This is a genomic window from uncultured Duncaniella sp. (assembly GCF_910577345.1).
Classification (GTDB): Bacteria; Bacteroidota; Bacteroidia; order Bacteroidales; family Muribaculaceae; genus Duncaniella.
The window spans coordinates 57,594-79,489 of the sequence record NZ_CAJTMT010000002.1 but is presented as its reverse complement, the minus strand read 5'-3'; the positions used below and the strand labels follow the sequence as shown (position 1 = coordinate 79,489).

The 21,896-nt window shown below is 51.4% G+C and carries 20 protein-coding genes; 11 read left to right on the top strand and 9 right to left on the bottom strand.

Going from position 1 to position 21,896, the window contains the following annotated elements; translation table 11 throughout:
* Window positions 1-33 precede the first annotated feature (33 nt).
* Window positions 34-1,062, bottom strand: coding sequence for a PDDEXK nuclease domain-containing protein (locus QZ310_RS01455; protein WP_297069613.1), 1,029 nt, complete (start codon window positions 1,060-1,062; stop codon window positions 34-36).
* A gap of 180 nt (window positions 1,063-1,242) precedes the next feature.
* Between QZ310_RS01455 and QZ310_RS01450 the strand changes: the two genes are divergently transcribed.
* The 7 genes from QZ310_RS01450 to QZ310_RS01420 all read left to right on the top strand — a co-directional run bounded on the left by QZ310_RS01450 (window position 1,243) and on the right by QZ310_RS01420 (window position 8,688).
* The gene (locus QZ310_RS01450) at window positions 1,243-2,673 is read left to right on the top strand and encodes an ATP-binding cassette domain-containing protein (protein ID WP_297069611.1); all 1,431 of its coding nucleotides are present in this window, start codon (window positions 1,243-1,245) and stop codon (window positions 2,671-2,673) included.
* Window positions 2,674-2,812: 139 nt separating this feature from the next.
* A complete protein-coding gene (locus tag QZ310_RS01445; RefSeq protein WP_297069609.1) occupies window positions 2,813-3,157 on the top strand; it encodes a type II toxin-antitoxin system RelE/ParE family toxin in 345 nt (114 codons plus the stop codon).
* An 11-nt stretch (window positions 3,158-3,168) separates the two neighbouring features.
* On the top strand, window positions 3,169-3,480 hold the full coding sequence (locus QZ310_RS01440) for a helix-turn-helix transcriptional regulator (RefSeq protein ID WP_297069607.1): 312 nt from the start codon (window positions 3,169-3,171) through the stop codon (window positions 3,478-3,480).
* A gap of 113 nt (window positions 3,481-3,593) precedes the next feature.
* Complete coding sequence (gene gpmI, locus QZ310_RS01435) at window positions 3,594-5,108, top strand: 2,3-bisphosphoglycerate-independent phosphoglycerate mutase (RefSeq protein WP_297069605.1); 1,515 nt, start codon at window positions 3,594-3,596, stop codon at window positions 5,106-5,108.
* Window positions 5,108-6,304, top strand: a complete 1,197-nt coding sequence (locus tag QZ310_RS01430) for an L-serine ammonia-lyase (RefSeq protein ID WP_297069603.1) — start codon at window positions 5,108-5,110, stop codon at window positions 6,302-6,304. Before gpmI ends, QZ310_RS01430 begins: the two co-directional genes overlap by 1 nt.
* Window positions 6,305-6,374: 70 nt before the next feature.
* Window positions 6,375-7,961 carry an L-aspartate oxidase gene (gene nadB, locus QZ310_RS01425; RefSeq protein ID WP_297069601.1) on the top strand — a complete coding sequence of 529 codons (1,587 nt, stop codon included), beginning with the start codon at window positions 6,375-6,377 and terminating at the stop codon, window positions 7,959-7,961.
* Window positions 7,962-8,058: 97 nt separating this feature from the next.
* Entirely contained in the window at window positions 8,059-8,688 is a 630-nt protein-coding gene (locus QZ310_RS01420) for a DUF4294 domain-containing protein (RefSeq protein WP_297069599.1), read from the top strand.
* 233 nt (window positions 8,689-8,921) lie between these two features.
* On the opposite strand, the gene tnpA is transcribed toward QZ310_RS01420, so the two are convergent.
* The 7 genes from tnpA to QZ310_RS01385 form a co-directional block, all read right to left on the bottom strand.
* Window positions 8,922-9,368 carry an IS200/IS605 family transposase gene (tnpA, locus tag QZ310_RS01415; protein ID WP_297069597.1) on the bottom strand — a complete coding sequence of 149 codons (447 nt, stop codon included), beginning with the start codon at window positions 9,366-9,368 and terminating at the stop codon, window positions 8,922-8,924.
* Between the two features lie 605 nt (window positions 9,369-9,973).
* On the bottom strand, window positions 9,974-10,936 hold the full coding sequence (locus tag QZ310_RS01410; protein WP_297069595.1) for a diacylglycerol kinase family protein: 963 nt from the start codon (window positions 10,934-10,936) through the stop codon (window positions 9,974-9,976).
* 17 nt (window positions 10,937-10,953) lie between these two features.
* Entirely contained in the window at window positions 10,954-11,274 is a 321-nt protein-coding gene (locus QZ310_RS01405; protein WP_297069594.1) for a T9SS type A sorting domain-containing protein, read from the bottom strand.
* Between the two features lie 252 nt (window positions 11,275-11,526).
* Window positions 11,527-12,567 carry a linear amide C-N hydrolase gene (locus QZ310_RS01400; protein ID WP_297069591.1) on the bottom strand — a complete coding sequence of 347 codons (1,041 nt, stop codon included), beginning with the start codon at window positions 12,565-12,567 and terminating at the stop codon, window positions 11,527-11,529.
* 280 nt (window positions 12,568-12,847) lie between these two features.
* The gene (gene meaB / locus QZ310_RS01395) at window positions 12,848-13,939 is read right to left on the bottom strand and encodes a methylmalonyl Co-A mutase-associated GTPase MeaB (protein WP_297069589.1); all 1,092 of its coding nucleotides are present in this window, start codon (window positions 13,937-13,939) and stop codon (window positions 12,848-12,850) included.
* A gap of 46 nt (window positions 13,940-13,985) precedes the next feature.
* Entirely contained in the window at window positions 13,986-15,068 is a 1,083-nt protein-coding gene (locus QZ310_RS01390) for a DUF1573 domain-containing protein (RefSeq protein ID WP_297069588.1), read from the bottom strand.
* A 43-nt stretch (window positions 15,069-15,111) separates the two neighbouring features.
* The gene (locus QZ310_RS01385) at window positions 15,112-15,495 is read right to left on the bottom strand and encodes a DUF1573 domain-containing protein (RefSeq protein WP_297069586.1); all 384 of its coding nucleotides are present in this window, start codon (window positions 15,493-15,495) and stop codon (window positions 15,112-15,114) included.
* Between the two features lie 260 nt (window positions 15,496-15,755).
* Between QZ310_RS01385 and QZ310_RS01380 the strand changes: the two genes are divergently transcribed.
* Both QZ310_RS01380 and QZ310_RS01375 read left to right on the top strand, forming a co-directional pair.
* The gene (locus QZ310_RS01380) at window positions 15,756-16,049 is read left to right on the top strand and encodes a hypothetical protein (protein ID WP_297069583.1); all 294 of its coding nucleotides are present in this window, start codon (window positions 15,756-15,758) and stop codon (window positions 16,047-16,049) included.
* Window positions 16,050-16,266: 217 nt separating this feature from the next.
* Complete coding sequence (locus QZ310_RS01375; protein ID WP_297069582.1) at window positions 16,267-17,397, top strand: PDDEXK nuclease domain-containing protein; 1,131 nt, start codon at window positions 16,267-16,269, stop codon at window positions 17,395-17,397.
* Between the two features lie 110 nt (window positions 17,398-17,507).
* Here QZ310_RS01375 and QZ310_RS01370 read toward each other — a convergent pair whose 3' ends face one another.
* Window positions 17,508-19,781 carry an NADP-dependent malic enzyme gene (locus QZ310_RS01370; protein ID WP_297069580.1) on the bottom strand — a complete coding sequence of 758 codons (2,274 nt, stop codon included), beginning with the start codon at window positions 19,779-19,781 and terminating at the stop codon, window positions 17,508-17,510.
* Between the two features lie 334 nt (window positions 19,782-20,115).
* On the opposite strand from QZ310_RS01370, the gene QZ310_RS01365 reads away from it, so the two are divergent.
* Window positions 20,116-21,159: an endonuclease/exonuclease/phosphatase family protein gene (locus QZ310_RS01365; protein WP_297069578.1), complete on the top strand. Its 1,044-nt coding sequence runs from the start codon at window positions 20,116-20,118 to the stop codon at window positions 21,157-21,159.
* Between the two features lie 10 nt (window positions 21,160-21,169).
* A complete protein-coding gene (locus QZ310_RS01360) occupies window positions 21,170-21,841 on the top strand; it encodes an AAA family ATPase (RefSeq protein WP_297069576.1) in 672 nt (223 codons plus the stop codon).
* Window positions 21,842-21,896: the final 55 nt, after the last annotated feature.

Sequence of the window (21,896 nt, the reverse complement as noted above, 5' to 3'; positions counted from 1 at the left end):
AAATTTCCTGCCACAAGGCGTTTATTTGCCACTTCACTCTTCCAAAGCACTCAGATTGTCGTATTCACGGCGTAATTCCCGCCGCAACTCCTCCTCAGATGGCAAGCAGTCGGTATATTTTGCAGCAAGAATATTGGCTGAGCTGTCACCGAGGGTATATCTGATGACCTCATCGCTTTTGTCGGCACACAGGAGTAGTCCAACCGTCGGATTGTCACCTTCCGGACGAATTTCCGCATTATAGTAGTTGACATACATCTGCATCTGACCAATGTCCTGGTGAGTCAGGACGCCCATTTTCAAATCGACAAGGACAAAGCACTTCATCAGATAATTGTAGAACACAAGATCGATGTAGAAGTGCTGACCGTCAAAAGTAATACGTTTCTGACGCCCCACAAATGAGAATCCGCGCCCCATTTCAAGCATGAACTCCTGAAGATGGGCTATGAGGCCCTGTTCGAGATCTTTTTCGTAGAACGACGGATTTGCTTTCAAATCAAGAAATTCAAGAACGTATGGATCACGGATAATCTGACGCGGATTGAATTCCTCTTTATCCTTGCGCTTCAACTCGGCTGAAACCCCGGACTTGTCACGGCTGGCCAACAGTCGGTCGTAGAAGAAAGTGTTGATCTGTCGCTGCAACTGCCTGACACTCCACTGACCCTTGACCGCTTCTGAAATGTAGAATTCGCGGGCTTCGGGATTTTGAACTTTTATTATGTGACGATAGTGCGTCCAACTCAATTTGTCACTCACCGAGTGATAATTTGGGAAAACGAGATAGAACTGCCTCATGTATCGCAGATTAGTAGCAGTAAAACCCTTCCCGTATTCGTGAGTCAGTTTTGCTGATATATTCTTTATCAACGAATCGCCATATTCAGCACGAGCCCCACTACCCTGCGCCTCCACTATGAGCCTGCCCACATTCCAGTAGGCCTGCACCATAAGTGAATTAACTGTCTGCATGGCGCGACTGCGCGCCGAATCAATCACTTGTCGGATTTCCTTAAGCAAATTGCTTTCACCGACGGGGAGAGAGATGTTCTTTTCCATGATATTAAACTGTTAACATTCTTAGTGATGCCTGATAAAATCCCAAAGAGCCTCACCTCCACAAAGATACTGATTATAATCCTAATTTCCATAACTCCACACCGTTTTTTTCATCATAAGCATTGGATTATCACTCATTTATTTAGTAATTTTGCAGCCGTCAAAAAATTCAAGTTCGCAATGGATAATAATGCAGATTTTCTTGTAAAATTCAACAGCCCTCGTCTCGGCTACGGCAATGTAGTGCTTCAGAACCCCTCTTTTACCACAATCCCAGCAGGAGTAAGCATCATCCTCGGCCCCAACGGTGCAGGTAAGTCTACCCTCGGTCTGGTCATCGAAAAAGGCCGTTATGCCTACGGCAACCGCCTCGAATTCTCCCGTCCCGACATGAAGGTCAAAATGCTTGCCTTTACCGACATCCATGCCCTTACCGGAATTGAAGTGACACGCTACGACCAACGGCTTGAAGCGACGGTCAACGACCTCGTCCCGACAGTCGGAGAAATCCTTGGCGAAAAAGCATCTACCAAAAAATGGAAAGAACTCTGCGACGCGTTCTCGCTCCACGATGTGGTCAGCAAGCGAGTCAATTACCTTTCGAGCGGAGAACTGCGCAAGCTTCTCATCATCAACGCCCTCATAGACACTCCCGACATCCTTATCCTTGACAACCCCTATATCGGGCTCGACGCACAATCACGCGCAGAGCTCGACAACGCAATCAGCGGGATTGCCGGGAGTGGAACCGGAATCATCATGCTCCTATGCGATGCCATCGACATCCCGGCCTATACCACTGCCATCATTACCCTCGACAACCATACCCTCTCCCGGCCCATCATAAATCCGGAGGAAATCGCCAATCTGCGGGAAAACGCTGTGACCTCATCTCCCGACATCTCCGAAGCCGACCTCCCGGCTCCATCTTCTTCCTGCACTGACTTCGACGTTGCATTCGCAATCGAGGATGGTCATGTCCGCTACGGAAATCGCTCAATCCTCGAAGGTCTTGACTGGACCGTCCGTTCCGGTGAACGCTGGGCCTTGACCGGTCCCAACGGCTCCGGCAAATCGCTCCTCCTCAGCCTTGTCTGTGCCGACAATCCTCAGGCCTACGCCAACCGCATCACCCTCTTTGACCGCCGTCGAGGTTCGGGCGAAAGCATCTGGGAAATCAAAGACCGCATCGGCTATGTATGCCCCGAAATGCAGCTCTACTTCCGCTCATCACTGCCCGTCGAGGAGATAGTCGTAGGCGGTAAGCGCAACTCACTCTCCCAATTCCGAAAAGCTACACCCGACGAACTCGACGAAGCCCGCACCTGGCTCCGTCTGCTTGACATCAGCCATCTTGCCGAACGGAAATTCTCAGAACTCTCATCCGGAGAGCAGCGACTCGTCCTTCTCGCCCGCACCTTCATCAAACAGGCACCCTTGATGATCCTCGACGAACCCCTTCATGGCCTCGATGCCGAACGAAAGGAAAGAGTGCGCCGCCTCATTGACCTCCTTATCACCCGCAACCGCTCCACACTCATCTTCGTCACCCATTACACCCGCGAAATCCCCGAGACAGTCACCCTCACCAAAACCCTCACCAAACTTTAAGAGAGGCACCGCTATCCATAACTGAATAAACATCCGTGTTCATCCTACAGACATCCACTAAGCAAACATATCCTGCCGATTAATTGTTTGCAAATAAGGAAACTTATCCTTATCTTTGCAGGAACAAGACTCCCGGATAATGGACAGACCTATTTTCAGATTCATCGCCTTGCAGGAAGCAGGGGATTTCATCAGTTCCCTACCTCTTGACGTTAGAGAAAAAATCTATTATAACATCCGCAAAATCAGCGGAGGCATAAAAGATGTGGAATTATTCAAAAAACTGGAGAGCACTGACATTTGGGAATTCCGGACCCTATACAAGGGAATCTGTTACCGTCTGTTTGCCTTCTGGGATAGGGAAGAGGAAACTTTTGTGATTGCCACTCACGGCATAATTAAAAAATCGCAGAAAACCCCTTCCAAAGAAATTGCTAAAGCTGAAGCAATACGCATCAACTATCTAAAAGACAAGAATAGGTAAAATATATGGCAATGAAATACTATACTTTAGAAGAAATGATGGACCGGGATCTCGGTAAAATCGGAACTCCCTACAGGGATGCATTTGAAGCCGAGGTTCAGGAAGAGATTCGCGCCTATCACATCGGAGAGGCAATCCGCAAGGCACGTCTGGAACGCTCTCTGACTCAGGAACAGTTGGGTGAAATGATGGGCGTGAAGAAAGCCCGCATATCGAAAATCGAAAACGGCCACAACATCACCATCTCCACCATGGCGCGCGCATTCAGCGCAATGGGTATCCCCGCCACTCTCAATCTCGGAGGCGTACAGGTGGCACTTTAACAGGATTTTTACGCCCAAATGTGCTTGGGAATCATAGTTTTTGCGTATCTTTGCACTCTTGAAAACCGCACTGCGAAATTTTGGAAAATTAATCATACAATTTCTATAACATCATGGCAAAGAAAGCATTGTTAATGATTCTCGACGGATGGGGAATCGGCAATCACTCAAAGAGCGACGCTATTTCCTCAACCCCCACACCCTACTGGGACTATCTCGTAAAAACCTATCCCCACAGCCAGCTTCAGGCATCAGGCGAAAATGTCGGTCTCCCCGACGGCCAGATGGGCAACTCTGAAGTAGGTCACCTCAATATCGGCGCAGGCCGCGTGCTCTATCAGGACCTCGTGAAAATCAACAAGGCCTGTCAGGACGGTTCAATCCTTGAAAACCCCGAAATCGTCAACGCATTCACCTACGCCCGCGACAACGGCAAGGCCATCCACTTCATGGGTCTTACAAGCGACGGCGGCGTGCACTCATCGCTCGACCACCTCTATGCCCTCTGCGACATCGCAAAGCACTACGGTCTTGAGAAGGTCTATATCCACTGCTTCATGGATGGCCGCGACACTGACCCCCGCAGCGGAAAAGGCTTCATCGAGGCCCTCGAAAACCACTGCGCAAAGTCGGCAGGCAAAATCGCATCAATCATCGGCCGTTACTACGCGATGGACCGCGACAAGCGCTGGGAACGCGTGAAAGTCGCCTACGATCTTCTTGTCAAAGGTGAAGGCAAACAGGCCACCGATATGGTTGCAGCCGTACAGGAAAGCTACAACGACGACGTGACCGACGAATTCATCAAGCCCATCAACAACTCGACTGTCGACGGAACCATCAAGGAAGGCGACGCCGTCATCTTCTTCAACTACCGCAACGACCGCGCCAAGGAGCTTACCGTAGCCCTCACACAGCACGATATTCCCGAGGCTGACATGAAGGTCATCCCCGGTCTCCAGTACTACTGCATGACTCCCTACGACGCATCGTTTACCGGCGTACACATCCTCTTCCCGAAGGAGAACGTAGAGAACACCCTCGGAGAATATCTTTCAAGCCTCGACAAGAAGCAGCTCCACATCGCCGAGACCGAGAAGTATGCACATGTGACATTCTTCTTCAACGGTGGACGCGAAGAGCCCTACGAAGGTGAGGAGCGTATCCTCGTCGCTTCGCCCAAGGTCGCAACCTACGACCTCAAGCCTGAAATGAGCGCCTACGAGGTGAAAGACAAACTCGTCGAAGCCATCAAGGAAGAGAAATATGACTTCATCGTTGTCAACTACGCCAACGGCGACATGGTGGGCCACACCGGTGTCTACGAAGCCATCTGCAAGGCAGTGAAGGCTGTTGACGAATGTGTGAAAGACACAGTTGAGGCTGCCAAGGAAGCCGGCTACGAAGTCATCATCATCGCTGACCACGGCAACGCCGACAACGCAATCAACGCCGACGGAACCCCCAACACAGCCCACTCGCTCAACCCCGTTCCCTGCATCTACGTCACCGAGCGCACCGATGCAAAGGTCGAGGACGGCAAGCTTGCCGATGTCGCTCCCACAATGCTTAAGATCATGGGCCTTCCCCAGCCCAAGGAGATGACCGGCCACGCTCTTATCAACTGATGGAATCAATCACAAAACTCTATAAAATAGGCCACGGCCCGTCGAGTTCCCACACAATGGGGCCTCTGAAAGCCGCCCAGGAGTTTGGCTCCCGTCACCGGGACGCCGCATCATTTACTGTGACCCTTTACGGTGCTCTCGCGGGCACCGGAAAGGGTCACATGACTGATGTGGCCATCCTCGGCGAACTCACGCCCATTGCTCCCACCGAAATCATCTGGCAACCCGACATTTTCCTCCCCTTCCATCCCAACGGCATGACCTTCCGCGCCTTTGACCGCGACGGAAAGGAGATTGAAGCACAGACCGTCTATTCAATCGGCGGCGGCGACATCGTCCACGAAGGCGAGGAGCGTCCTCAGGTGAAGGATGTCTATCCGATGGACAAGATTGCCGACATTCTCGACTGGACCAAGCAGACCGGAAAAAGTTTCTGGGAATATGTCGAGGACCACGAGGACAAGGACGTGTGGGACTATCTCGCGGAAGTATGGCAAGTGATGAAAGAGGCCGTCGAGCGCGGAATTGATGCCGAAGGGGTCCTGCCCGGAGGTCTCGGTGTGCGCCGCAAGGCCATCAGCTACTACCTCCACGCCGCCGGCCACAACGACAGCCTCCGCAGCCGCGGACTCGTCTATGCCTACGCTCTCGCTGTCAGCGAGGAAAACGCATCCGGCGGAAAGATCGTCACCGCCCCCACATGTGGCTCCTGCGGTGTCCTCCCCGCCGTTCTCTACCATCTTTCGACCTCCAAGGGATTCAGCGACAAGCGCATCCTGCGCGCACTCGCCACGGCCGGACTTTTCGGCAGCGTCGTCAAACACAACGCCTCAGTCTCCGGAGCCGAAGTCGGCTGTCAGGGAGAGGTCGGCGTAGCCTGCGCCATGGCCGCTGCAGCCGCGAGTCAGCTCTTCGGAGGGACACCCGCCCAGATTGAATACTCAGCCGAGATGGGTCTCGAACACCACCTCGGACTCACCTGCGACCCCGTCTGCGGACTCGTCCAGATTCCCTGCATCGAGCGTAACGCCTACGCGGCAGCCCGTGCGCTCGACAGCAACCTCTACGCATCGTTCTCCGATGGCCGTCATTCAGTCACTTTCGACCGAATTGTTGAAGTGATGAAACAGACAGGCCACGACCTACCGTCGATCTACAAGGAAACCGCACAGGGTGGACTTGCAGCCATCAAATGACACCTAAATCACACCTACCATCCCCTCTCTCCAACCCCATTAAACTCCAGCTTCTCACATTTCAACTGCCATGACACGAAAGTATGACTATCTTGTAATCGGCTCTGGCATAGCCGGCATGAGCTTTGCCCTGAAAGTTGCTTCAAAGGGGCGCGTGGCGCTCATTTGCAAGACCACACTTGACGAAGCTAACACAGCTCTTGCCCAGGGCGGCGTGGCCTCTGTCACAAACCTTGAAGTCGACGACTTCGAGAAACACATCAACGACACCATGATTGCCGGCGACTGGCTCAGCGACCCCGAAGCGGTCCGCAAGGTGGTCACTGAAGCTCCCGAACAGATTAGGGAACTGATCAACTGGGGTGTCGAGTTCGACAAGAAGGCCGACGGGTCGTTCGATCTCCACCGCGAGGGGGGACACTCCGAATTCCGCATCCTCCACCATGCCGACAACACCGGCTTTGAAATCCAGGAGTCGCTCATTGAGGCCGTGAAAGCCAACGGCAACATCGACATCTTCGAGCACCATTTCGCCATTGAAATCATCACCCAGCACCATTTAGGTAAGATTGTCACCCGTCGCACACCCGACATCACCTGCTATGGTGCATACGTCCTGAACACGACGACAGGCGAGGTCGACACCTTCCTCTCGCGCATTACACTCATAGCCACCGGTGGTGTCGGCGCTGTCTACCAGACCACCACCAATCCCCTCGTTGCTACAGGCGACGGTATCGCTATGGTCTACCGCGCTAAGGGAACCGTCAAGGACATGGAATTCATCCAGTTCCACCCGACAGCCCTCTACCATCCCGGCGACCGCCCCAACTTCCTCATCACAGAGGCCATGAGAGGCTACGGCGCAGTGCTCCGCAACCTCAAGGGGGAGGAATTCATGCACAAGTATGACCCCCGCCTCTCGCTTGCACCCCGCGACATCGTGGCGCGCGCCATCGACTCTGAAATGAAGCTCACCGGCGATGACCACGTCTATCTCGACGTGACCCACAAAGACCCCGAAGAGACAAAGAAGCACTTCCCCAACATCTACGCCAAGTGCCTGTCGCTCGGCATCGACATCACCAAGGATTACATTCCCGTCGCGCCCGCCGCCCACTACCTCTGTGGAGGCATCAAGGTCGACGGCAATGCCGAATCGTCCATCAAGCGCCTGTATGCTGTCGGTGAATGTTCATGCACAGGTCTCCACGGAGGCAACCGTCTTGCATCAAACTCGCTCATCGAAGCTGTTGTCTATGCCGATGCAGCCGCACGCCATGCCACAGCCAACGCCTCACACTATGATTTCCGCACCGACGTACCCGAATGGAACGACGAAGGGACGCGCCATACAGAGGAAATGGTACTCATCACCCAGAGCATCAAAGAGGTCAACCAGATTATGGGTACCTACGTCGGCATCGTGCGCTCCAACCTTCGCCTCGACCGCGCCTGGAACCGCCTCGACATCCTCTATGAGGAAACCGAAAAACTCTTCAAGCAGTCGAAAGCATCGCGTGAGATATGTGAGTTGCGCAACATCATCAACGTCGGCTACCTTATCATGCGTCAGGCCAAGGAGCGCAAGGAATCGCGCGGTCTGCACTATACGGTCGACTATCCTCCGGTGCCCCACGGTCCCGTCAAGGACTGATTGCATCCCACAAGCAAGGAGGGTCACAATAAAAATGCATATTTATGTGTTATAATAATGTATGACACAATTCAATAGATTTATCCTATCGCTTATCATGACGGCTCTGTGTGCGCTCGGCGCATACAGCAGCCCCGTCATGCCTGCCGATGACAACGATGATGATACCTCAAACATAAAAGTAGGCTCAGGACGCGTCAAACCGCTTCAGGGCTACTACTTCTTTGACGATGAGAACGGCGACAACACTCTCATGCTTGTGCTTGCCGACGTGACCGTCTATCCTCCCTTGAAGTTCAAGAATAAGAAAGAGGAAGAATTCTACTGGAAGACGGTGCGCGACGTGAAGAAGACCCTCCCATACGCAAAGCTCATCTGCGAGACTCTGATTGAAACCTACGAATATATCGAAACATTCCCCACCCAGCAGGAACGCGAGGAACACCTCAAGAAGATGGAAGGTGCTGTGTTTGAACAATACAAGCCCGTATTGAAGAAATTTACCAAATCGCAGGCTCAAATGCTTATCAAGCTCATCAACCGCGAGACCAACCAATCGAGCTACAATATCCTTAAAGCATTCCTCGGCTCATTCCGCGCAAGCTTCTGGCAGACATTCGGCCGCATCTTCGGTGTGAACCTCAAGACCGGCTACAAACCTGACACCGACCGCAAGGACGCGATAGTCGAACGCGTCGCCACAATGGTCGAACTCGGACAACTGTAACCTGCGGTTAAGTAATAAGGATAAAGGATTAAGCACTAAGTATAAAGTACTAAGTATCAAGGATAAAGCACTATAGATCATATCCAATTAGTGGTGCCCTGTCGGACACCACTTTTTTCGTAATCCCCGACACTGTCGCTACGCTCGGTGTCGAGGGACCTCAAGGCTCCCAATCAGCGGGTGTCCGGCAGGACACCGATTTACGGAGTTACGGAGTTGCCATATATGGGTTATCAGTCACCCAATAGCGCCATATCATCTGCAAATCCCCGCATCCTCAGCATGTTCCGGTATTCTTGAGCAAATGAAACTACCCTATGGTGAGTTTTTTGCTCCATGATATATCGTATTCTTTCCTGTCTGTTTTCGGCATCGACAGAAAATGCACCATAGCCCTCGGCCCATTTATCCCAATGAGGAAAATGAGGATTTGCTCTCAAAAATTTACTACTTTCGGCTTTCAGCAACTTTACGAAATCGGCGACAGCGATTTTGGGAGGTATGTCGCAGAGGACATGGATGTGATCAGGCATCCCGCCTATACGCCATATTTTCACCCCCCTTGACATGCAGAAGTCATAGATGAATTTATATAGCTCACGGTCGTGGGCTATATGGATTACGGATTCTCTGCGGCAAGTGCCGAAAATCAAATGATAGGTAATTGAGATATGGCTCATGGTAATAAGTTTAAGGATAGTTGCTAATGGTAAATCGGTGTCCTGTCGGACACCTGCTGGTTGGGAGTCTTACGGTCCCCCGACACGCTCGCTGCGCTCGGTGTCGGGGGTTACGAATAAATCGATGTCCTACGGACATCAACCATCCGGAGAAGCTATCTGCACACCATAGCTGACGAGCATCTATAGTAGATGGGGACGGTGAATCAACCATCCGGAAAAGCTATCTGCACACCATAGCTGACGAGCATATATAGTGGATTGGGACAGATAATCAGCCATCCGGAAAGGCCATCTACACGCTATAGCTGAGGCAGCATCAACTACGGCTTTTGGACGGGACATCGGCCATCCGGAAAGGCCATCTACACACTATAGCTGAAGCAGCATCAACTACGGTTTTTGGACGGGACATCGGCCATCCGGAGAAGTTATCTATACACCATAGCTGACGAGCATCTATAGAGGATTGGGACGGAGAATCAACCATCCGGGGAGGGCACCATCCACACACACTGTAGCTGACATAGTATTAACAGTGGCTTTTGGACGGCTATCCATCCATGTACTGTAGCCAATGCGTCAATAGTGGTTCTTGACGGTAACTATGCTTTCTGGAAAAGGTTTGAGACGGCGAGTTTGAAATCGTTGAACATGGCCGTGACCGGGGTAAGGATGGGTTTGAAGGGACGCACTGTCCTCGGTGTAAATACCCTGAGACCGTTGTGATGACAGCGGATGTCGAGATGGTCAGTCATTTCGAGCGGTTCGCCATCGAGATGCGACGGGCCACGGCGCTCACGCTCAATGATGATATTATCCGTGCGGAATGTATGGATGAGCATATTCCGCTCAATCATGCCGGTCAGCATATCAACTCCAACCAGAGCTGTAGACAGGGTATTACCTGCATGTATGATGGTCACATCGAGCAGACCATCGTTTATAGCCGCGCTCGGAGCTATATAAGCATTGTTGCCATACTGAGAGGCATTACATACGGCAACAAGAAAAGCCTTCTCGGTCAACTTCTTGCCGTTGGCACTGATGGTGTAGTATTCCGGTTCGTAGTTGGCGTATGTCTCGAACGTACTTTGGATATAAGTTAATTTACCTCTGGTTTTCTTTCGCGCGAAAGCAGCACTCACTGCTGCATCGAAGCCGACGCCGAAGGTACAGAAAAATTTACTGTCGTTAACCGTACCGTAGTCTATATCCTCGGGGTGATTTTCAAGAATCACCTTCAGTCCCTCGCGGATGTCGATAGGAATACCGAGATGGCGGGCAAGTCCGTTGCCGGAACCACACGGGAGTATGCCAAGCACAACTCCTGTGCCACACAGGGCGGCAGCGGTCTCGTTGATTGTGCCGTCGCCACCGGCAGCGAGAACCACGTCGCAACCTTTTTCTACGGCTGAGAGGGCAAGCCTCGTGGCATCGCCGTGACCTTTTGTATATACAACTTCAAGCTCCCAGCCGAGAGGGCTGAGTGCGTCAGCGACCATGCGGTCAAGTCCGGCTTTGTTGCGGGTGCCGGAGATGGGATTGATGATCAGACGTACTTTCATTTACAATAACGGGGGCATCAAATTGTTACGCGTCGCGTGGTAGTGCCTATTTTCAGGATGTAGATTCCTTTTGCGCTCATCTGAAGGCGGTGGGTACCTGCCGGAAGAGTCTCCTGCGAGATAAGCTGACCGAGAATGGTGAACACCTTTATGCTGACCTGATGTTGGGAACTGATATAAATCGCGCCCTCCCTCACAGCCACTTCAGTCCGGTCGGAATCACTGCGTTGCTCGGTGAATATGCGTCCGGGCGCGTCGACAGCCTCCCAGCGCGGTGCGGCTCCAGAAAGGAGCATGGCTGAAAGGACAAACAACGCTATGACAACAAATTGACGCATAGACCGGAGATTAATTTCTGCAAAAGTACTAAAAATTTCTCCCAATTACAAAACATTAGCCTGAAACCCGTCGGCAGTTTTTATTGAAAACTGCAATAAAAAAACCGCCTTCACTTGGTCAACCGTTGGGATGTGAAGGCGGAAAGTGTGTGTTTATAGTCTAAGATAAAGTTTGTTTCAGGAAAGGGTATTCGGGAAATTCCTGAATTGGTGTGTATTGTTGATTGTAAATACTATAGTGTGTCAATGGAATCAATACATCGGATCAAACGGCTTCGTCTTGAAGAGTTTCGAAGTCACATCACCGACATAGTCCGAACTTTTGGATGTGTCGAGCTTCATGACCGGTGCTCCGGGACGGAAATCACATTTGTTGAGGTCGACATAGTAGATGCCGGGATTGGTCACCACATCGAAATAGTAGCGGAGATCGCGGATATTGGCAAACGAGCGCCACTGGGTGGAACTTACGTTGCCCTCTCCCTCGACGGTGTAGGTATAAGGTACCGACACGTTGAAGAGTATCGAACGGATAATTGACAATCCGAGATCGGCATCACCGGTCTTCTCGACATTATGGTCGAAGAAGTAGCCACGCACGAAACGGTCAGGACTGGAGACAGTGCCGGGCAGTGTGTGTGTACCACCCTTTTTCTCCCAATAGTCATTGATGGCATTCATCTGCGGGAAAGTCGGGTCGTTGGTAAGCACTGGAATATCCTGTCCTTCATAAATCTTGATATTGCCGTGATCAAACTCCACCATTGCTGACCGGCCCTGACTGTCGGTAATACCCCAGTGAAGGGTCGATACCGTACCGCCATCAAATGTCGCACCGGAAATGTTGAAGTTATGCTCCCTCAGAAGTGCTACGGCCTCAGGAGTCGTGGCGCAGAGGTCAAGGAGCCATGCGGGAAATACCGCAAGCGACATTGGCGGACGCTGCATGGTTGAATCGTTTACATATACAGTTCCTTTGCAGAAAAGTCCGTTGACAACGAGACCCTTTTCATTCATGCCTTCCGTGACACCGCCGTCATAGCCGACAGCGTAGATGGCACCATATTTCGACGTCCACTCCACGGAGCCGGGCAACGTGTTGCCTACCTTATGCATTCCGCGGGGATAGACATAAAGATTTGTGGGGATGGGTGTTTTCCAATCAAGTGAGCGCCCGATGATGCGCAGGCTGTCATTTCCGACGTAAAGTATACGCGAACATGCTTCGGCTGTATTCTGAAAACCTGCTAAAGCTACGAGTGACATAGCCGCAGCTATAAGTTTTGACTTCATGAGAGTTGAAATTGAGAGGTGTTGATGGTGTTGTTTTGCTTTTGAGTAATTAACACCTCCCGGCCCAAGTATGTTCGGACAAATCCGGTAAAAAAGTGTATGAATAGCGGATTAGGTCAATGGAAAGGCACAAAAAGACAGAAGGTCAGAAGAAACAAAAGTGTTTTCACCTATAATAATCGCAAATACTGACGATTATAAACTTTTGTATCTTCTGACCTTCTGTCTTTTTGTGCCTTTCACCGATCCGGATCCATATCCGGAATCCTCTGAATGAATCTCAGAATTTCGAGGCGAAATAGTGGTCGAGGATGTCGCGGGCGGCTGTGAACGACGACTGCTGATTGTTCAGCACCCTCACCTCACGCTCGGCAAGCATCCGCTCGATTTCAGGATTGTTGTAGAAATGGGCGCGTAGCTGTTCGTCAATGGTCTCATACATCCAGTAGCGCGCCTGTTCGCTGCGTTTGCGTTCGAAATAGCCGTTTGCGTCCACAAAGGCGAAATAGCGGTCAATCATGTCCCACACTTCCGGAATACCGAGCTCGAAGTAGCCTGAGTAGGTCAACACTTCCGGACTCCAGCCTGAAGCTGTCGGCGGGAAAAGGTGGAGCGCACTGCGGAACTGGGCCTGAGCCAATTGGGCACGCTGGATATTGTCGCCGTCGGCCTTGTTGATGACAATACCGTCGGCCATTTCCATGATTCCGCGCTTGATACCCTGGAGTTCATCTCCGGTACCGGCAAGCTGGATGAGCAGGAAGAAATCGACCATCGAGTGGACTGCGGTCTCGCTCTGCCCGACACCCACGGTCTCGACGAAAATATTATTGAATCCGGCAGCTTCACAGAGGACAATTGTCTCGCGGGTCTTGCGTGCCACACCACCCAATGAACCGGCCGATGGACTGGGACGGATGAAAGCGTCAGGGTGGACCGAGAGCTTCTCCATTCGGGTTTTGTCGCCGAGGATACTTCCCTTGGTGCGTTCACTTGAAGGGTCGATTGCAAGCACGGCAAGTTTGCCCCCATTACGAAGCACATGGAGACCGAACACGTCAATCGATGTACTCTTGCCTGCTCCGGGGACACCGGTGATGCCTATGCGGCGGGACTTTCCAGAATGTGGAAGGCACTTTTCAATCACCTCCTGCGCGATGGCCTGATGCTCTGGAGAAAGGCTCTCGACGAGAGTGACGGCACGGGCGAGAGTGGTGATGTCGCCTTTGAGTATTCCCTCTACGAGTTCTCCCGCGTTGGGAAGCACGCGCCGACGGCGCGGACGGAGATATGGGTTGACAACCGGAGGTTGGTTGACACCTTTATTGACGGTCAGACCGCCGAACTGTTCATCGTTTTCAATATGTTCCATGGGGTTAAGGCTGATTGGGTTGATGGGATGGATATGATGACTGCGGTCACTTGACCTCCGCCACCACGCGCACCATTGTCGAGGGGTGGTCAGGGTCATTGGCCACGATATTGATTCGTGCGTTGAGGAGCTTGCTGTCGCCAAGAAGGGCCGGATTAACCGTCACTTCGGCCTTTGCGCTCTTGCCCGGCTTGATTTCCATGGTCTTGAGCTTGACACTTACGGCCTTGTCCGGACAACTGATACGGCGGATGATGAGAGGGCTCTTGCCCTTGTTGGCGATGGTAAACGAGCGTGTAATCGGCGAAGAACCGCGCTGTATCTGTTTGAGGTCAATGGCAGTGACATCCGCATCGAGGCGTGGCGCCTCTTCCCGTTGCTTTTGTGTGAGCGTAGAGAAATCCTCACCGATGATAGCCACTGTCTCCACCGTCACCTTTTCAGGCGATGCTGCTGACGGCGCGACAGTCATTGAGTCGGTCACCACTCCCCAATCGTCAATTTTATCGGCATTGAGGATGGTCGAGATGACGAAGCGGTCGCCGGGTGGCACGACAGTCGGCTCAACAAGAACCTTTATATAAGAAGGCAGATTGCCCACCACCGGCCGCAGAGTATCGGCCGATGCGTTGTAGCCTTCGAGAAACTGTCCGGCAGTGTGGCCTTTAAGCACCTCGCCGTAGGCGATTACCTTCGAGCGCAGTTTCATCGGGCCGAGCGACACCGGAAAACGCGATTTGAGTGTATTGGACGTTCCGATGACGGTGCCCTGGATGGTCAGTTGCGAACGCTTGGGAGCGCAATCAAGATCCACGTTTACATATTTTCCGAATCTGCCGGGACGGCCCGACGGGTCAAAACCGACACGGATGACCGCTGTATCGCCCGGAGCAATCGGGGCTTTGGAGTACTCCGGACGGGTGCATCCGCAATTGGCGCGCGCACCGATGATGGCTATCGGCTCATCGCCAACATTGACAAGGCGGAAATCGCAATAGACTGTTCCGAGACTCTCGTCGAAAGCCCCGAAATCATGTTTCTGCTCAAGCCAAACGCCCTGCCCCTTGGCCGAAACCGTGAGAGCGGAGCCGAGGAGAGCCGCCAATGTCAGAAATTTTGGAATTCTCATGATGCAGATGGTTGAAAGTGAGCTTTTGAGACACGGACGAAGGTCAGGGAACAATGACACCGTTGAATGTAAGGGTCTTGCGGCCTGCTCCTGCATTGGTCTTCACCTTGACCGAACGGTTGAACTCTCCCGAGCGGCCTTTGGGCTGGAATGTAATCTTTATCTCACCCTTCTTTCCGGGAGCAATCGGGGCCTTGGGGAAATCAGGCTTTGTGCATCCGCAACCGCCGTTGGTGACGGTGATGATTGTCAGCGGCTCGTCGCCGGTATTGGTGAAATCATAGACTGCGGTCACCATACCGCCATCGGCCTTGATGGTGCCGAAATCGTGGGATGTTGAATCGAAGGTAATCTGAGCCTTGCCTTTAGCGGCCATCGAGCCGAAACCGGCGATGGCGAGGAGCATCATTATGATGAGCTTTTTCATATTGGGAGTTGTGAGTTTTGAGTTTTTAAGTTTTGAGTTGTCAGTTGTGGGTTACAGCGTGGAAGTCTGAGGTCGGGAGTTGGCTGTTTAAGGCTGTCTGTTTTGAGTTTGGGGCCTCAAAGAGTCCGCAACTGTTGCAAAATTAAACAAAATCGCTGAGATTTATCCTCGTGATTTTCCAATTTATAAACATTTTCACAATAGGGAATGTTTTATTAACAAGACTTCAACCTTGGCACTCACTTTTCAACCTGACGATTATGAGAATAAGAAGATCCACATTCCCTATCCTGAGCCTCATCATGACATTCGTATTACCGCTGCTGGTCAGCGGCTGTGGTTCCATGCGCAGCCATTGGGGCGTTGAAGGTGATCTCCCCTTCGGCGACAGTCACTATTACTACGAGCAGGACCATCACCATAAGGATAAGAAGCACAAAAAACATAAAAAGCACAAGAAATACAAGAAGCATCATCACGACGATGATGACCTCTACAACATTGACGACTCAGATGCCTCCCCCTACAACGAACTCAACAACGTCCCCATCTGAAGCAGTTCTCTCCCATTCCTGAAACAGCAGCAAAACAGCCAAAATCTACGCAGTTTCCAAGAAAACTTCGTATAAAGACATAAACTTGTAAAAACATATAGATCCCGGAAGCAATTCTCAAATATCCTTGCTTCCGGGATTTATATGCCCATAATCTTGAATATATTGCGACCATTTTATTTGCAATCAGCAAATAATCAGTATCTTTGCAATTACTATGACAATAAATAAATATCCAGTTAATAAGGAGAACAATTATAGAGTTGCAGTCAGCATCATAAAAGAAGCCATTTTGCGTAGCCAATATCAGGCAGCCAAATTGGTGAATCGTGAAATGCTATCACTCTATTACGGCATCGGCAGATACATATCAGCAAATTCCAGAGATGGCTTTTGGAAAACGGGAGCCATTAAAGCTATTTCCGAACGACTCTGCAAAGAACTACCTGGCCTTAGAGGATTTTCTGAGACTAATCTGAAATATATGAGGATATTTTATGAGGAGTGGTCTCCTGTAATTGAAAATAAAGACCTGAGATTGCCAAAACTTACCGATGAGATAGATACCTCTTTATTGCTTACAGTCAAATCGTCAGCCAAGGCTGACGATTTGGAAATATTCATGGATTTAAGCTTTAGTCACCACATAGTAATCCTTACCGGAGAAAAAGATTTGGCAAAAAGATGGAAATACATCAAACTCGCCATTACACATAAATGGAATAAACGATTCTTGCAAGAGCAAATCAAATCTAATTCAGCAGATAAGTACGGAGCTCTACCATCAAATTTCATTTCTACAATCCATAACTCAGAAAACGCATTTAAGGCATTAAATATGTTTAAGGATTCCTATCTATTGAATTTCATAAATACAGAGGAAATAGGAATCCGTGATATAGAAGATATTGACGAGCGCGTTGTGGAAAAAGAAATTGTCCACAACATCAAAAAATTCATAATGACATTCGGACAGGACTTTGCATTCATAGGTAATCAATATCATCTTGAGGCATTTTCCCATGATTTCTTTCCGGATCTGTTGTTCTTCAACCGCGAGTTGAATTGTCTTGTAGTCGTAGAACTGAAAACAGGGAGCTTTAAACCAGGCTATCTTGCCCAACTCATGACATATCTTCGTATCCTCGATGACAAAGTAAAAAAGCCTCATGAAAACCCGTCAATCGGAATTGTACTTTGTAAGACTGCAAATAAAGACTTCGTTGAATACGTAATTCAAGATTATACCAAACCAATGGGGGTTGCTACATATCGAATCAATTCCGAGATGCCGGAAAGGCTTCGCGAGGCTTTACCGGATGTTGAGGAACTGAAAAAATTGCTATAACCTATGTGGGATAAGTAATCGGAACCTCATACAAAATCAAAACCGGCCGGAAAATCAGGGCGTTCCTAATTTTCCGGCCGGTTTTGATATTGTAACGTTAATGGGACAGTTTACTTGTGGTCCATTGTGGCGGCGTCGAGGCCGGCGACAGCGATGAGGTTGATGATATCGCGGACTTCAGCATCCACATTGATGAAGTGGATAGGCTTCTTCAGACCCATCTGGATCGGGCCGATAGACTCACCGACACCCATTTCGAGCATGATGCGATAGGCGGCGTTTGCAGCGCTGAGGTTGGGGAACACGAGGGTGTTGACCTCTTTGCCGTAAAGACGGGTGAAGGGATATACCTTGTCGCGCACGGGTTTGTTGAGGGCATAGTTGACCTGCATCTCGCCATCCACAACCATTTCGGGATAATCCTTGTGGAGACGGCTGACTACATTGTGGACAACTGAAGGCTCTTCCTCCTTGTTCGAGCCGAAGTTCGAGTACGACACGAGGGCCATGACCGGCTCGTGGGCAAAGAACTTGACCGAATCGTTGGCAAGACGGGCGATGTCAAGAAGAGCATCCTCATCCATGTCGCCGTTGACCATTGTGTCGGCGAGGAAGTAGGTTCCCTTCGTGGTCTCAAGGACATGCATGGCTGCGAAATGATTGAAGCCCTTGCGCATACCGATGACCTCGCGGGCAATATCGGCGGCAGCATTGTTGGCAGCACGGGTTCCGGCGATGAAAGCATCGGCATCACCGGTCTCTACCATCATCATACCGAAGTAGTTGCGGTCAAACATCTTGTCGAGCGCGCTCTCGAAGTTCTCGCCCTGACGCTGACGCTTGGTGGAGAGCATGGCCGCATAGCGTTCGCGGCGGGGTGCCTCGCGGTCGTGACGGAGGTTGACAATCTCGATACCCTCGATGTTGAGGCCGAGGCGCTGGGCGCGCTTCTCGATCATCTCCTCGTTGCCGAGCAGGATAGGAACGCAGAGACCGTCGGCCGCTGCGATTGCTGCCGCACGGAGCATATTGTCGGTGTTGGCTTCGCCGAACACGACGCGCTTCGGGTTGGTACGGGCTGCTTCGTTGATGCGGCGGGTAAACTTGCGGTCATTGCCCTTGAGCTGACGGAGCTTCTCGTCGTATGCATCCCAGTCGGTGATGGGACGACGGGCCACGCCGCTGTCCATCGCACCCTTGGCCACTGCAGGCGACACCGAGGTGAGCAGACGGGGGTCGAAGGGAGTGGGGATGATGTAGTCACGTCCAAATTTGATGTCCGAGCGGTTGTAGGCGGCGCTTACCACCGGAGGAACCGGCTTCTTGGCAAGCTCAGCGATGGCGCGGACAGCATATATCTTCATTGTCTCGTTGATTTCCGATGCACCGCAGTCGAGCGCGCCACGGAAGATGTAGGGGAAACCGAGCACATTGTTAATCTGGTTGGGATAGTCCGAACGGCCTGTACCCATGATGATGTCGGGACGGGCGGCAATCGCCTTCTCGTAAGCGATTTCGGGGTCAGGGTTGGCGAGGGCGAAGACGATGGGTTTCGGAGCCATGCTCTTGACCATCTCGGGAGTCACCACATCCTTGACCGAAAGGCCGAGGAACACGTCGGCATCCTTCATCGCCTCAGCGAGAGTGGTGATGGGGCGCGATGTTGCAAACTGAGCCTTCTGGGGATTGAGGTCTGTACGGCTTGTCGAGATAACTCCCTTGCTGTCACACATCACGACGTTTTCCTTCTTCACACCGAGGGCGCAATAGAGCTTCGTACATGAAACGGCTGCAGCACCGGCACCGTTGACAACGAGGCGCACATCCTCGATTTTCTTGCCCTGAATCTCAACCGCATTGAGCATCGCGGCAGCAGAGATGATGGCGGTTCCGTGCTGGTCATCGTGCATCACAGGAATATTCATTTCAGCCTTCAGACGCTCCTCGATTTTGAAACATTCGGGAGCCTTGATGTCCTCAAGGTTGATGCCACCGAATGTCGGGCCGAGAGCCTTGACAATTTCGATGAACTTATCGGGGTCGGTCTCATCGACTTCGATATCGAAGCAATCAAGACCTGCGAAAATCTTGAAAAGCAGGCCCTTGCCTTCCATCACGGGCTTGCCGGCGAGAGCGCCGATGTTGCCGAGGCCGAGGACAGCTGTACCGTTGGAGATTACAGCCACGAGGTTGCCCTTGTCGGTGTATTTGTAGACATCATCGGGATTGTCCTTGATTTCAAGACAGGGATATGCCACGCCGGGAGAATATGCGAGAGCGAGGTCGGCCTGAGTGGCATAGGGTTTGGTGGGAATTACTTCAATTTTTCCGGGGCGCGGATAGCGGTGATAGTCCAGCGCCATTTCTTTTGTAACTTTTGCCATATTTTAGAGTGTGTACCTTTTTTTCCAATGTTTGCCTGCGGATTGAGGGCAAATCATGCGCGGATGACAATTTTATAATAATATAGGTGCAAAGTTAACAAAAATCCACCATATATGGCTCAAAACTGTCAAAATTTTACTTTCATATCCCCTTTTGGTTGAGGTTCCTCACTTTTAACATGTAAAAGGCTGAAAGTTTAACGGTTAAAAATAGTGACATAATCAAAATTTTCACTACATTTACAGCGTGAAAGTGTGCCATTCCGTCACTGACGGTCCGACACACCTGTTTTGTCTATAATAACTTCTCATTTTTCAACATCAAATTTTTCGCATGAAGAGGATACTCCTTTTACCGCTATTGGCGCTGCTGACAGCGCTTGGTGTGTCGGCCCAGTCCGATCCCCGCCAGCCTCTTGTGTTCGGAGTGGCTTTCTACAACCTTGAAAACCTCTTTGACACCATCAACAACAACGGCAAGTATGACCTGGAGTTCTCCCCGGGTGGTGCCCGCCAATGGAACAGTGAGAAATACTGGAGTAAAATCAACAATCTCGCTTACTGTATCTCAAAAATGGTCACCAAAAACACCCCGATGGGTCCTGCCATCATCGGTGTCTCCGAAATCGAGAACAAGGGTGTGCTCGACGACCTCGTGCGCGCCAAGGACATCCGCCAGTGGCGTCTGCAGGTGGTACACCATGATTCCCCCGACCGCCGAGGCGTGGATGTCGGTCTCCTCTACAATCCCCGACTCTTCAAGGTGCTCGATGTCACCAACCACACCCTCGTGATTCCCGGAAACCCTGATTTCCGCACCCGCGACCAGATGTGTGTCACCGGTATCCTCGGAGGCGACACCCTCAGCGTGATTGTCAACCACTGGCCATCGCGTCTGGGCGGACAGGAGCGTTCGAGCTACCTCCGCGAAGCCGCTGGCGAACTCTCGAAACATATCGCCGACTCCCTCTGGGCCATCCGTCCCAACCAGGGCGTGATTGTCATGGGTGACCTCAACGACGACCCGCAGGACAAATCCTGTGCCGTCGCCCTCGGTGCGAAGCGAGATCAGGACAAGGTCGAGCCTCACGGCTTCTTCAACCCCTGGTGGCGTGTGCTCGACAAGGGTATCGGTACACTCGCCTACAAGAGCCAGTGGAACCTCTTCGACCAGATTATCGTATCGGGAACCCTTCTGAAACACAACCACGGTCCGCTGCAATACAGCTCCTGCAAGGTCAACAACTTTGACTTCCTCTTCGACACCGAAGGACAGCGTCAAGGCTACCCGAAGCGCACATATTCCGGTGGCGCATGGCTCAACGGCTATTCCGACCACTTCCCGACAATCGTATTTCTTCACAAGGTAAGAAAGTAAGCCTCCGACGATGAAAACAGAAGACACCCCTACCCTCCCCGCACCCGGGGAGCGTCCCCCTTTCGTCATCACAGTAGGCCGTCAGTTCGGCAGTGGCGGACGTGTGCTCGCCAAGGCTCTCGCCGAAACGCTCGGAATCGCATACTATGACAAGGAACTCCTCGTTGAGTCGGCAAAACACGCAGGCGTGAATCCTGATTTCTTTGAGAAAAAGGATGAACGCTTCCCGACCTTCCTCCAAGGTCTGTTCAGCTTCTCGATGGGTGTGACACCGATGTGTTACTACACCGGTGCATCCTCCATCAGCGACGACGGTCTTTACAAGAGCATCAGCGAATTCCTCCAGCACACCGCCCGGGAGAAATCCTTTGTGGTCGTCGGCCGAAGCTCCGACTACATCCTGCGCCATCATCCGAGATGTGTCAACATCTTCGTCCATGCACCGATGGAAGAATGTGTGAAACGCATCACCGGACGCAACGATGCCATAGATGCCGTCAAAGCTGAGGCGATGGCCCGGAAAACCAACAAATGGCGCGCTGACTACTACAATTTCTTCACCGACAAAACATGGGGCGATGCCAAAAGCTATGACCTTACCATCGACTCTTCCCTGCTCCCGATGGAAGCTAACGTCGAACTCATCAAAACCTATCTCCGGCTGAGAGGGTTCATCGACTGAGCGGCCATTCCATTCATCTTTCATCAAGATACAAATCCTACAATCAAATACTTTT